The sequence below is a fragment of the Natrarchaeobius oligotrophus genome, from assembly GCF_003841465.1.
In the GTDB taxonomy this organism is placed as follows: domain Archaea; phylum Halobacteriota; class Halobacteria; order Halobacteriales; family Natrialbaceae; genus Natrarchaeobius; species Natrarchaeobius oligotrophus.
In genome coordinates this window covers 1-13,763 of record NZ_REFZ01000014.1, presented here as the reverse complement: position 1 = coordinate 13,763, position 13,763 = coordinate 1, and the positions used below count along the sequence as shown (strand labels likewise).

Annotated in this window: 8 protein-coding genes; 6 read left to right on the top strand and 2 right to left on the bottom strand. The window is 61.5% G+C overall.

Features of this window, described 5'->3' with window-relative positions:
- Positions 1 to 66 precede the first annotated feature (66 nt).
- From EA472_RS16695 to EA472_RS16675, 5 genes are all read left to right on the top strand, one after another.
- Positions 67 to 669, top strand: coding sequence for a TetR/AcrR family transcriptional regulator (locus EA472_RS16695; protein WP_124192651.1), 603 nt, complete (start codon positions 67 to 69; stop codon positions 667 to 669).
- 458 nt (positions 670 to 1,127) lie between these two features.
- Positions 1,128 to 3,704: a BGTF surface domain-containing protein gene (locus tag EA472_RS16690; protein ID WP_124192650.1), complete on the top strand. Its 2,577-nt coding sequence runs from the start codon at positions 1,128 to 1,130 to the stop codon at positions 3,702 to 3,704.
- An 893-nt stretch (positions 3,705 to 4,597) separates the two neighbouring features.
- The gene (locus EA472_RS16685) at positions 4,598 to 7,192 is read left to right on the top strand and encodes a BGTF surface domain-containing protein (RefSeq protein WP_124192649.1); all 2,595 of its coding nucleotides are present in this window, start codon (positions 4,598 to 4,600) and stop codon (positions 7,190 to 7,192) included.
- A gap of 842 nt (positions 7,193 to 8,034) precedes the next feature.
- Positions 8,035 to 10,626: a BGTF surface domain-containing protein gene (locus tag EA472_RS16680; protein ID WP_124192648.1), complete on the top strand. Its 2,592-nt coding sequence runs from the start codon at positions 8,035 to 8,037 to the stop codon at positions 10,624 to 10,626.
- A 602-nt stretch (positions 10,627 to 11,228) separates the two neighbouring features.
- Entirely contained in the window at positions 11,229 to 11,441 is a 213-nt protein-coding gene (locus EA472_RS16675) for a hypothetical protein (protein ID WP_124192647.1), read from the top strand.
- A gap of 173 nt (positions 11,442 to 11,614) precedes the next feature.
- Here EA472_RS16675 and EA472_RS16670 read toward each other — a convergent pair whose 3' ends face one another.
- Positions 11,615 to 12,937, bottom strand: coding sequence for an FAD-dependent oxidoreductase (locus EA472_RS16670; RefSeq protein ID WP_124192646.1), 1,323 nt, complete (start codon positions 12,935 to 12,937; stop codon positions 11,615 to 11,617).
- Between the two features lie 160 nt (positions 12,938 to 13,097).
- Here EA472_RS16670 and EA472_RS16665 point away from each other — a divergent pair, with 160 nt between their 5' ends.
- Positions 13,098 to 13,385, top strand: a complete 288-nt coding sequence (locus EA472_RS16665; RefSeq protein ID WP_124192645.1) for a DUF357 domain-containing protein — start codon at positions 13,098 to 13,100, stop codon at positions 13,383 to 13,385.
- 178 nt (positions 13,386 to 13,563) lie between these two features.
- Here EA472_RS16665 and EA472_RS16660 read toward each other — a convergent pair.
- Positions 13,564 to 13,763: transposase (locus tag EA472_RS16660; protein WP_207891174.1), on the bottom strand; the 200-nt coding region annotated here is incomplete at its 5' end.

Below are 13,763 nucleotides of genomic sequence, written 5' to 3'. Positions count from 1 at the left end.
CGCACTCGAGACCGACGGCTGCGTTCGTTTCGAGTCGTGCGTTCCGTCACGACGGGTGATTGGCTCGTGACCGACGATCCGTTCGCGAACCCCGCCGGCACACGGGAGGAAATTCTCGCGGCCACGTATCGCGCGCTGCGAACGCACGGGTACGCGGACCTCACGATCAGTGCGATCGGCGACGAGTTCGAAAAGAGCCCGTCGCTGGTCTATCGCCACTACGACGGCAAAGACGAGCTCGTGCTCGATTGCCTCTCGTTTATGCTCGAGCGCTTCGAGGCGCGGATGACCGACGACGACATCTCCGACCCCCGCCGCCGGCTCGAGGCGTTCGTCGAGTGGGGACTCGACGAGGAGATGCCGCCCGCTCGACGGCGAATGGTGTCGACGTTGATCGAGCTCCGATCTCGAGCGATCCACGACGGCGAGTACGCCGATCACTTCACGAAAAGCGACGAGGTGTTCGAGGCTCACGTCGCGGACATCGTCCGCTCGGGGATCGACCAGGGAGTGTTCCGCGAGTGCGACCCCGACCGCGTGGCGGCGACGCTCGTCACGATGCTCACGGGCGTCCTCTTTCGATGGTCGACCCACGACACCGAGGCCTGGCTCGAGGACGTTCGTATCGAAATCGAGACCTACCTAGAAGCGACGCTTTACCGCGACTGAGTCGCCGGAAACGACGTTTTACCGCCGTCGAGCTCTGGCCATCATCGGTTCTCGAGTTCAGCTCGCGTAGCGAGTTCAGTCCCGTAACCGCCTCCCTGCCGATTTACGTCCTTCCCCGGCTCTCGGAACTGATTGTCGATTCGAACAGTACTATCATTCAGAATATGTGACCAGTCATCTAAACTTGACATTTGTCTCGAAATTAGATTCGAGATTAGTGACTAATTTCGACAGTCGATAACTGAAGCTCCTGAAATCTGAATCAGTAATACGCCACTACCACACATAATCAGAGTGTAACGTTGATCAGAAAGCTTATGCCAGGACGGTCGGTAGCCAGCAGTACCCCTACCCGAAAGATCGGTGTCGGTTACCACCGAGTCACGTAGCAGGTAAGCCGTCATTGCCTCCGCTGTATCGCACGCAAACCAACCCAACACAGATAACACAGACAATACATGACAAGCGAAACTTCGCTTCGCGAGAAGGGACGTGCAGTGTTCCTTGCCGCGCTTATGGTCCTATCAGTAGTCGCCATGTCCGCCGCGTTTGCAGGCGCGGGGGCGGCGACCGACGAAGATCTCAGTTCGGGATCGACTTACTGGCAGGGACAGGAACTGAATATTACAAACACTGACGGAACTGTTGATCACGACGCAGACTTGCAGATCCGTGAGTACGACGGCGATGGCGACATCGGTAGTCTCGTCAACGAGTTCTCGCTCGAGAACGACCAGGCCGTTGTCGAAACTGACGGACTGGAGTCCGGCGACTACGTCATCACCGAAGCGGATAACCGCAGCCAGGCCATCGAGTTCGACAGCAATGGTGTGGCGTCGCAAGCGTCCAGTCCGAGCGACGCGGTCTTCGAGATCACCACGCAGAACCTCGACGTCGAGTTCGACGACGACCAGGTCAACGACGGTGACAGCAGCACCACCGACCTCGACATCGACTCGAACCGAGGCACTTACTCGGTGATCGTCAGCGCTGACGGCGACCTCAGCGACGAAGAGCTGTTCAACATCTTCGTCGACGATCCTAACGCCCAGGACATCTACGACGACATTCGAGACGACCCGAACACCGGCAACACCTCCGTTGATGAAGACCTGAACCCAACTTCGGGCACGATCGCTGACGCGACGTTCGGCGAGTTCAACGCCGCTGTGTTCGCTGATGGCGAGGACGACTCCGACGAACAGATCGTCCTCATCGGCATCAACGACCGAGAAGAGGAAGTCGACTTCCACGGCATCGACGCCGGCGAGTACGAACTCGAATTCGACGTCGTCGACTCGACGGCCGAAGACACGGCGACGATCGAAGTCGTCGAAGAGGACGTTGACGGCGCCTTCGACCAGAGCGTCTACACGCAGACCGCCGGTGACATCGTCGAGTTCACGGTCGAACTCGAGGACACCGACGAGACGTGGATCCAGATCGGTGACGAGGACGCTGGCTTCATCGACATCGTTCACGTCGAAGACGACGACGACACCGGTGAAGTGAGCTTCAAGGTCAACACCCGTACGCTCGGTGCCCACGACGCTGACGCCGAGGACGTCTACGACGCTGGTGACGACGAACTCACGAGCGAAGTCCACGACGGAATCGGTTCGACCGGTGCCGACTTCCACGACGAGGAAGTCGGTGACCAGCTGGGCACTACCGGTGACTTCGCCGACTACCTCGACGAACTCGGCTTGGTCAGCAGCGCATCTGACTACCGCAGCGGCGAGGAATTCCAGCTGACCCGACCGCTGCAGGCGACCGACTACGACGTCGCCGCCAACGGTAACGGCGACTTCATCGTCGATAGCGACGGCGAGTCCGAACTCGACGACGAACTCGACCTCGCCACGCTCGACCTGACGACGCCCGGCGTCGACTCCATCAGCACGTGGGTTGCTCCGAGCGACTCCGCTGATGAAGACGGCCTCGACGAACTCAACGACATTGTCACCGAGCGAACCGACATCGCCGAGGACGACCGACTGATCATCAAGGCCGAAGCGACCGGTCTCTACGGCGCGCTCGTCGACTTCGACAGCGACGGCTGGGACTCGCTCGAGGATGGCTTCGAAGCCAGCACCCTCGAGAGCCTGGTCGATGACGACTACGAAGGAATCAACTTCGAAGTCGAAGCTGACGACGCCACGGGTAACCAGGACCCGACCGCGCTGAACCTCGGCGCTGACGAAGACGCCGTCTTCGTCCTCGCCGACAACGACGCCGGCGAACTCTACGTCGTCGTCGACACGAGCGACAGCGACGCGTTCGACCGCTCCATCGAGGACGGTATGGACTTCACCGCTGAACTCGAGTACGAAACCGATAGCGACGAACGATACGCGTACGATACTAGCAACCTGCCAGGTTCGCCTGCAGGTGCCTTCGGCGACGGTACCACCGAAGACGCGTACCCGTACTTCAGCGCTGACTCGACGCAGTCCGTGAGCACCGAGTTCACGATCGTCGAACCCGAAGTCGCGTTCGACAACCTCGACGAGGACGACAACGTCCAGCTCGAGACCTCCGACGAGTTCACCATCAGCGGCGAGACGAACATCGCGCCCGGCTCGGACGCCACGGTCCGCATCCGCAACGCGGGCGACACGCCGAGCTTCCTCCACACGCTCGAGGACACCGAGATCGCCTCGGACGGAACCTTCGAGAGCGAATCCGTCGACCTGAGCGACCGCAGCGAAGGCGACGAGGGCGAGCTCCAGTTCCGCATCAGCGGAAGCACGATCGGCACCGCCGACGCGATCTTCGTCGACGAGCTCGCAACTGACGACGACGAGCCGATCGACGACGACGCTGACGACGAAGAGCCCGTCGACGACGGCGCTGACGACGACGAGCCGGCCGACGACGACGCTGACGACGAGCCCGTCGACACGGACGACTCGACCGACGACTCGTCCGACGACACGACTGACGACTCCGACGACGTGCCCGGCTTCGGCGTCGCAGTCGCACTCGTCGCGCTGCTCGCCGCCGCGATGCTGGCACTCCGCCGTCAGCACTAAGTCCGATCAGTAACGAACCACCGGCTCACGCCGGCCCAACGACACTTCCTTCATTTTTCGCGACCCGACGCCGGATAGCGACGGTACCGCGTCCGTTCGGATCGATCGACGATTCTACGACTGCTCGGTCGTACATCGGTGCGATCCGTGTCCATCGGCTACGCGGCGACCGACGACGCTTCTCGAACGGACACCAACGGGCGGAGAAATCGATTCCTTTCTCGTCCGAGGCGATTTTCACCCCGTGCGGACGTTGCAGTCCGACGCTCGACACTGGAACAACTCGTTACTGTTCATTCCCCACCCGAAAGGCGGCCGCTCTCGGATCGATCGAGGTGGCGCGCGAAGATACCTGCCGGGGAGAATACTTTGGCCCTACCCGAAAGTACGTCCCGACAGGTGCATGACAAGCGTCCGTCGCGAGTGGACGCACGTGTGGGGACAACCCACATCTCATCCAATTGACCTCCCGAAGATGAGTGTTTCGGTACACTGTTTTTATTTCGTGAGCGTGCTCGAAAATCATTTGCGTCGCGAAGCCACGCGACGGAGAAAGCGGTGTCACTACTTCAAGGGGGTCGCGAACGAGTCGGTCGTGATCCGTGACTGTGCCCGCTACGTTCTCGAACGTGTATAGCCAGAAAACTATTATATGTGGAACTAAGCCTCCAATATCGTGTATTTTGACGTCTAACTCAGTTGTTCCTAGATTATAATCTAGAAATTCAGTATTACACAAGACTTATGCCAACAGTGAATTGATCGGTAAATACCCCTATCCGGGTGGCCACGTCGGATCGCGACGAGTCGTCGACGGACAGCGGTCGATGGTCGCCTCCGCGAATCGCACGCAAACGAACGAACACAGACGAAATCCATAATCAACACAACACATGAGCGAAATTTCATATCGCGAAAAGGGACGCGCAGTGTTCCTGGCAGCGATCATGGTCCTCTCGGTAGTTGCCATGTCCACCGCATTCATCGGTGGCGCAGCGGCTGCTGACGCCGAGCTCAATTCGGGCTCGACCTACTGGCAAGGACAGGAACTAGAAATCACCGGTAACGCCTCGGACGTCGACGCGGACGAGGAGTTACAGATCCGCGAATACGACGGTGACGGTGACATCGGCGGCCTCCAGGACGAGTTCTCGCTGGAGGGCGGCGAAGCAATCATCGAAACCGACGGCCTCGACGACGCCGACTACGTCGTCACGCTTGCGGACGACCGCAACCAGGCCATCGAGTTCACGTCCAGCGGCGAAGCAACGCTCGCGTCGGACGCTGACAGCGCTTACTTCGAGATCACGTCACAGAGCCTCGACGTCGACATCGCCGACGGCGAGGTCAACAACGGTGCCAACAGCGTCACCGAAGTCGACGTCGACTCGAACCGCGGCTCCTACTCGCTGATCGTCGAAGAAGCCGACGGCGACCTCAGCTCGCAGGACCTGTTCAACATCTTCGTCGACAACGATAGCGTCAGTAACGAACTGAGCGCCACGGGAGCGAGCGACGTCGACGAACTCTACGAGGAGATCCGCGACGGTCACTCGGATACCTCGCTCGTCTACGACAACCTGAGCGCGATCGACTCGGGCGCTTCCTACCACACGTTCGGTGAATTCGAGGTCTCGCTCGTCGAGGGCGAAGACGAATACATCGTCTTCAACGACATCAACGACCGCGAGCACGACGTCGACTTCGAAGGTATCGCCGCCGACGAGTACGAACTCGAGTTCAGCGGCCACGACTCGACGGCCGAAGACAGCGTGACCATCGAAGTCGCCGACGAGGACGTCGACGTCAACTTCGACCAGACCGTCTACACGCAGACCGCCGGTGACGTCGTCGAGTTCACGGTCGAACTCGAGGACACCGACAGCGCGTACATCCAGTTCGGTGACGAGGACGCCGGCTTCGTCGACATCCTCTACGTCGAGGACGACGAAGACGACGGCGAAGTGACCGTTCAGGTCAACACGCGCGCGGTCGGCGTCGACAGCAGTGCCGACTCCGAAGACGTCTACGACGCCGGCGACGACGTCGTCAAGAGCATGATCATCGACGAGGGCGGCGACACCACCAACGAGTTCGAGGAGGTCGTCTTCCTCGACGAAGACGGTGACGACCTCACCGCGACCGGACACCACCTCGACGACTTCGTCGACGAACTCGGCATCAGCGACGACGCCGAAGAGCAGCTCGTCCGACCGCTGCAGGCGACGGGCTACGACCTCACGGTCGGTAACTTCGAGTTCGTCGTCACCGACGACGGCGAATCCGAACTCGGCAACGAGTACGACCTGGCGACGCTCGACCTGGAGCCGCCGGGCATCGACTCGATCGACACCTACGTCGCACCGTCCAACAGTGCCGACGACGAGGACGACCTCGAGGAAGTTCTCGACACCGTCACGCAGCGAACCGACATCGCCGAGGACGACCAGTTGATCATCAAAGCCGAAGCCTCCGGTATCTTCGGCGCGCTGGTCTACGAAGAAGGTGACTGGGGCGCACTCGACAGCGGGTTCTCCGCAGACACGCTCGACGCGGTCGCCGGCGACGGTGACTGGGAAGGCGAAGGAATCAACTTCGACGTGTCGGCCGACGACGCGACGGGCAACCAGGACGCGACCGAGCTCGACCTGGCCGGCGCTGACGACGACGACGTCTTCGTCCTCGCCGACAACGACGCCGGCGAACTCTACGTCATCGTCGACACCAGCTCGAGCAGCGCGTTCGACCGCTCCATCGAGGACGGCATGGACTTCACCGCCGAACTCGAGTACGAGACCGACGACGACGAACGCTACCAGTTCACCGCCGACTCCGTGAGCGATCCGTGGGACGGCGGAGCTGATGGCACGCAGAGCGATGCCGCCTACCCGTACTTCAGCGCTGACTCGACGCAGTCCGTGAGCGCCTCGTTCACGATCGTCGAGCCCGCCGTGACGTTCGACAACCTCGACGAGGACGACAACGTCATGCTCGAGACCTCCGACGAGTTCGAAGTCACCGGCGAGACGAACATCGCGCCGGGCTCCGAAGCGAGCGTCCGCATCCGCAACGCGGGCGACACGCCGAGCTTCCTCCACACGCTCGAGGACACCGAGATCGACTCGGACGGAACCTTCGAGACGGAAGCCGTCGACCTGAGCGACCGCAGCGACGGCGACGAGGGCGAGCTCGAGTTCCGCATCAGCGGAAGCACGATCGACAACGTCGATGCGATCTTCGTCGACGAGATCCCGAGCGACGAGAATGACGAGCACGTCGACGAAGGAGAAGACGACAACGGTGACGACGCAGACGAGCGGACCGACGAGGAAGACGACAACGGTGACGACGCAGACGAGCACGTCGATGCGGACGACTCGACCGACGACTCGACCGACGAGTCCGACGACGTGCCCGGCTTCGGCGTCGCGGTCGCTCTCGTCGCACTGCTCGCCGCCGCGATGCTGGCACTCCGCCGTCAGCACTAAACGCTAACCACCGGCTCACGCCGGCCCGACGACACACCTTCATTTTTCGGGACCTGCACTCGAGAGCGGCTGCACTGGTATCGAGTGTGCGCCCGCGAGCGCCGGCTCCCGTTCGGATCGGTCGGTCGTCTCCCGTCGGAACTCGAGTCGGTCACGGTGGTGATCGGGGCCTGACCCGAGGTGTGGAGTGTGACGGTTCCCGTGGTCTCCTCGAGCCCGATGCTGTGTGTAACATCGTTGGGTGTCTGATTGCGTTCGCCCGGCGGGCGGCCGACGGAGTCGATCAGAAGGGACGTTCCAGCACGACGGGATCAGTTTTTGGCGTTCCGAGGTCCAGGGTGGCGCTCTGGTGCTCGAGTGTAGCGAGTACGTTCGGCGGTCGCTGTCTGATCGCTCCGTCGACCTCACTAACTTCACGTGAATTAGGATTAAATGAAATTCAAAATAGTTACTCTTCATTACTGTGGTCGCGCGACGTTCTATTTCGTCTAGAGATGCTCTCAATACACTAATATCGGATTTCAGGAGAAATATTTTGGCCTGCATCCGATTATAATTTACCTATTGTAATCTGATTCAGGTATACACACATGTCATATAATGCCTTGTGAACGATTCAATTATGGCTTACACGTCCGATTAAGGCCGCCTATCGGTAATTTACGACATATCTATGAAAATCCATAATAACACAAGACTTATACCGCAGCTTGAAAGACACCTCGAGTACCCCTATCCGGGTGGCCACGTTGGAACGAGACGAGTTGTCGACGGAAGGCTGATGGTCGCCTCCACGATCGCACGCAAACTAACACGAAACACAAACCATAACAAGATAATACATGAGCGAAAATTCATATCGCGAAAAGGGACGCGCAGTGTTCCTGGCCGCGATCATGGTCCTTTCAGTAGTTGCCATGTCCGCCGCATTTGCCGGCGGCGCAGCGGCGACTGACGACGATCTCGATTCGGGATCGACTTACTGGCAAGGACAGGAACTGAACATTACTGACGCAGACAACCCGCCAGCTGACGATGAGGAACTCCAGATCCGTTCGTACGACGCTGGTGACGACGACATCGGCGGCCTCCAGGACGAGTTCTCGCTTGATGGCGGTCACGCTGTCGTCGAAACCGACGATCTGGAAGCGGGTGACTACGTTGTCACGCTCGCCGACGACCGTAACCAGGCCATTGAATTCGACGATGGTACGGCTGAACTCGGTAACGCGAGCGACGCCTACTTCGAGATCACCTCGCAGGATCTCGACGTTGAATTCGACGACGACCAGGTCAACGACGGTGACAGCAGCACCACCGACCTCGACATCGACTCGAACCGGGGCTCCTACTCGGTGATCGTCGGTGCCGACGGTGACCTCGACGACGAGGAGCTGTTCAACATCTTCGTCGACAACGACAGCGTCGACCAGAGCACGCTGGACGACATCGACCACGTCGATCACGCTGACGATCTCTACGACGAAATTCGCAACCAGAGTAATACTGACGCATCCACCATCGACGAGGATCACGAGCCAACCCATTCGGGATACGAACACTATGGCTTCGGTGCGTTCAACGCGTCGCTGTATGACGACAGCGAGGACGACTACGACGAGCTGATCGTCCTCAGCAACATCAACGACCGAGAAGAGGAAGTCGACTTCCACGGCGTTGACGCTGACGAGTACGAATTCGACTTCGACGTCGTCGACACGACGGCTGAAGACTCTGCATCGATCGAGGTCGTCGAGGAGGACGTCGACGGTGAATTCGACCAGAGCGTCTACACGCAGACCGCCGGTGACATCGTCGAGTTCACGGTCGAACTCGAGGACACCGACGAGACGTGGATCCAGATCGGTGACGAAGACGCTGGCTTCGTCGACGTCGTGCACGTCGAAGACGACGACGACGAAGGCGAAGTGAGCTTCAAGGTCAACACCCGTACGCTCGGTGCCCACGACGCTGACACCGAGGACGTCTACTACGACGGGGACGACGAACTCACGAGCGAAGTCCACGACGGTGTTGGTTCGACCGGTGCCGTCTTCCACGACGAGGAAGTCGGTGACCAGCTCGGCGACCAGAGTGACTTCGCCGACTACCTCGACGAACTCGGTCTGATCTCCGAAGACGCATCCGACTACCGAGCAGGTACCGATTACCAGCTGACTCGACCGCTGCAGGCGACCGACTACGACGTCGCCGCCAACGGTAACGGCGACTTCATCGTTGACGGCGACGGCGAGTCCGAACTCGACGAGGAACTTGATCTCGCCACGCTCGACCTGACGACGCCAGGTGTTGACTCCATCAGCACGTGGGTCGCACCAGGTGACGACGCAGACGAGGACGACGAACTCGACGAAGTCGCTGACATCGTCACGGAACGAACCGACGTCGCTGAAGAAGACCGACTCGTTATCAAGGCCGAAGCGACCGGTCTCTACGGCGCACTGGCCTACCACGACAGCGACGGATGGGACTCCCTCGATGATGGCTTCGAAGCCGGCACCCTCGACGACCTGATCACCGACAACCACGAAGGTATCAACTTCGAGGTCGAGGCTGACGACGCCACGGGTAACCAGGACCCAACCTCGCTGAACCTCGGCGCTGACGAAGACGATGTCTTCATCCTCGTCGACAACGACGCTGGTGAACTCTACGTCATCGTCGACACGAGCTCCAGCGACGCGTTCGATCGCTCCATCGAGGATGGTATGGACTTCACCGCTGAGCTCGAGTACGAGACCCACGACGACGAACGCTACGAGTACCAGACTGGTGGCGGACCGTTCGACGGTGTCTACCACGATGCGTACCCGTACTTCCAGGCTGACTCGGACCAGTCCGTGAGCACCGAGTTCACGATCGTCGACCCCGCCGTGACGTTCGACAACCTCGACGAGGACGACAACGTCCAGCTCGAGGCCGATGACGAATTCGTCGTCACCGGTGAGACGAACGTCGCACCCGGCTCGGACGCCAGCGTCCGCATCACGAACGCGGGCGACACGCCGAGCTTCCTGCACACGCTCGACGACACCGAGATCGACTCGGACGGAACCTTCGAGAGCGAATCCGTCGACCTGAGCGACCGTAGCGAAGGCGACGAGGGCGAACTCGACTTCCGCATCAGTGGAAGCACGATCGACTCCGCCGACGCGCTCTTCGTCGACGAGCTCGAAACCGACGACGAGCCCGAGGAGACTGACGACGAGCCTGAGGAGACCGACGACGAGCCTGAGGAGACCGACGACGAGCCTGAGGAGACCGACGACGAGCCAGCAGAGCCGACCGACGACACGACCGACGACACGACTGACGACACCGCAGAGGGCGACGACGTGCCCGGCTTCGGCGTCGCAGTCGCACTCGTCGCGCTGCTCGCCGCCGCGATGCTCGCGCTCCGCCGTCAGAACTAACTACTAACCACCGGCTCACGCCGGCTTCGCGACATTTCCTTCATTTTTCGGACGCTACACCGGACAGCGACAGCGCTTCGCTCGTCCGACGGGCGTCGGTTCGCTCAAGAGAGCGATTCGGAGTACTCCTCAAGCGATTACCGACCGCCGATCGGTTCGCGTTCGTTCTCGAGCAATTGTTGCTGCGACCGTGTATCCTCGAGCGATCGGTGATCGTAACCCGGAAAGCCAAACTGCCGGCTGACGTGGTCTGCGTTCGCTTTCGTCCGAATCGAACCCGTAAACCGACGGTCGTTTCACGAGTTTTCCAATAGATATAAGTCACTAAACGTCTACAATCAGAGTGGAAGTCGCCCTCCAGTGGGGCTACGCAGAAAGCCCCGGGTGCTAGGACCACCCGAGACGCGGCTTCCAACCCGAGAGGGTTAGGAGCATGATTACGTATATTCTGGCGGGATATAAACGTCCCGCACGACCGCCGAATCGCCCGCAGCGACCAGCGACCGCCTCGAGCGGGCCACCGGAACTCGAGGCGCGCGTCCGGGTACCACGCGTATTGATCGACCGGAAGACTCGAGCGAGCGACCTCGCGGGAGGCGACAGTGCCTAACGCGGATCGCACCGCGTCGCTGGCGAGCGACGAGCGCCGCGAACCGACGCTGCCGCCGTGTCCGTCCTGCGGCGAGGGCGTGACGATCGTCTCCGTGCTCGGTCCGCTCGAGGCGACGGCGATGCCCTGTGGCTGTCGCGTCTCGCCGGCCGTCCTGGGGAAACCGCCGGCCGGATTCACGTCGAGGATCGGTCGCGACGGCTGAGACGGGCCGTTGTACCGATTTTCCGGTGCAACCGCAGATGTCTCGCGATTGTACCGGCACTGACGTACAGCAGTATCAATCCATCCGCGAGCTTTCTCGCGCGCTGACCGAAGAACAGTTCTCGAGCGCCGAGCCAAAAACGGACCTCGAGCGGTCCACAAATCGGCCGAAACTCAGTCGTCGGCCGCGGCGACTTCGGTCTCGCCGCTCGAGTCGGCGCGCTCGAGGTCGTCCAGGTACTCGTCGGCGTCGAGCGCGGCTTTCGAGCCCATGCCGGCGGCGGTCACCGCCTGCTGGTAGTGGTAGTCGACGACGTCGCCCGCGCCGAAGATGCCGGGAACGTCGGTCTCGGTCTGGCCGCCGCCGTCGCCGCCCCGGGTTCGGAGGTAGCCCTCGTCGTCCATCTCGACGCCGGTGCCCTCGAGGTACGCGGTATTGGGGGTGTGGCCGATGGCGAAGAAGACCGCGCCGACGTCGAAGTCGAACTCCTCGGTTTCGGGGTCCTCGAGTCGGTCGGTGGGGTGGCCCTGCTCGTTGTGGACGAGCGTGACGCGGTCGATGCCGTCCGCCTGGGAGCCGTGGATCTCGATCAGCTCGGTGTTTTTCATGATCTCGATCTCGCCGTCCTCGACTTTCTCGTGGACGCGGTCGACCCAGTAGTCCTCGGCGCGGAACTCCTCGCGGCGGTGGGCGATGTAGACGGTGTCGGCGAACTTCGTGAGAAACGTCGCCTCCTCCATCGCGGCGTCGCCGCCGCCGACGACGAGCATGTCCTCGTCGCGGAAGAACGCGCCGTCGCAGGTCGCACACGTCGACAGCCCGTAGCCCATGAGTTCGTCCTCGCCGGGGACGCCGAGCGTGCGGGCGCTGGCTCCCGACGCCGCGATGATCGCGTCGGCGGTGTAGACGTCGCCGTTGGTGAGTTCGACGCGAAACGGCCGGCTCGAGGCGTCGACCGAGTCGACGATGCCGTTGATCAGGTCGGCACCGAAGCGGCGCGCCTGCTCTTTCATGTCGTTGACGAGCTCCGGACCGCCGATCCCCTCGGGGAAGCCGGGGTAGTTCGCCACGTCGGTCGTCAGCGTCAGCTGGCCGCCGGGTTCGTCTCCCTCGATGACCAGCGGTTCGTTGTTCGCTCGGCCGGCGTAGATCGCCGCGGTCAGACCGGCGATGCCGGTGCCGGCGATGAGGAGTTTCCGATGCTCGACCGTGTCGGCGGAGTCATCGTTCGCGATGCCGAGCTTCTCGTCGAGTTCGCCCGTCTCCTCGAGCGCGCTGGTGTCGTCCCAGCCGCCGATCAGTTCGTCGTCGATGAACACCTCGGGTGCGGTCTTGCGTCCGCCGGCGCGCTCGACCATCTCCTCGAACAGTTCGTCGTCGTCGGTGACGTTGTAGGTCTCGTACTCGACGCCCTTGCCGTCGAAGAGATCCTTCGCCTTCTCGCAGTAGGGACACTCCGCTTTGGTGTAGATTTCGACTCGAGGCTGGTCGCTCATTTGTCTGTACGTCTGTAGGGAAACGCGGCCTAAACCGCTTGCGTTCTCCGCGGAATCCCGCCGGAACCGACGACGCGACCGGATCCACTCGGCCGCTCGCGTCCACGCGGAACCGGGACGCGGTCGACGCGTTTACGGCCGCGACCGTCGTTGCAGGCGTATGGTTGCGGATCTCGAGGAGAAGACGGATCGCTACGGCGAGTTACTCGCGGACGCGCTCGAGGAGGCGACGGTCGCGCCGCCCGACGGAACCCCGATGGCCGCCGCCGCCGCCGACTGTTACGAGATGGCGTCGTCGTACCTCGAGGACGGGAGACACTTCCGCGAGAGCGACGACCCGGTCAACGCGCTGGCGGCGTTTTCCTACGGCCACGCCTGGCTCGACGCTGGCGCGCGAGTCGGTCTTTTCGACGTACCCACGGAGGGGCACCTGTTCACCGTGGAGTGACGGTCGCCGTCGCGATCGAGAGCCGACGACGCGACGACGAGGGACGGGCCGATCTCGATCGCACGGACGTGGCGGACGTCGACGGACGGCCGGGGCGGCCGTCTCTCATACGGATTACTGGACCGATGTACCGGTGCACCCGCCGCCCGGGTCGCGGGTGCGCCGGAACTGATAGGGATCAGCAGAGATACTCATAGATCCTCGGTGAGTGCAGCGTTGGGAGTTTACTCGTGAGATACGCTTTCAGTTCGGAGAGTGTTCGATAGAGTTTGTTGGCACGTCCCTCGTTCACTTGACGCCAGCACTGTTCGAGTGGGTTCATTTCCGGTGCGTACGAGGGGAGGTATTCAAGAAGCAGGCCAGCTTTCGCGGCCTGCT

What these genes read in the sequence shown, in the direction of transcription:
- EA472_RS16665 (WP_124192645.1), top strand. Translation starts at nt 13,098, where the DNA reads ATGGTTGCGGATCTCGAGGAGAAGACGGATCGCTACGGCGAGTTACTC.
- EA472_RS16670 (WP_124192646.1), bottom strand. Translation starts at nt 12,937, where the DNA reads ATGAGCGACCAGCCTCGAGTCGAAATCTACACCAAAGCGGAGTGTCCC.
- EA472_RS16680 (WP_124192648.1), top strand. Translation starts at nt 8,035, where the DNA reads ATGAGCGAAAATTCATATCGCGAAAAGGGACGCGCAGTGTTCCTGGCC.
- EA472_RS16685 (WP_124192649.1), top strand. Translation starts at nt 4,598, where the DNA reads ATGAGCGAAATTTCATATCGCGAAAAGGGACGCGCAGTGTTCCTGGCA.
- EA472_RS16690 (WP_124192650.1), top strand. Translation starts at nt 1,128, where the DNA reads ATGACAAGCGAAACTTCGCTTCGCGAGAAGGGACGTGCAGTGTTCCTT.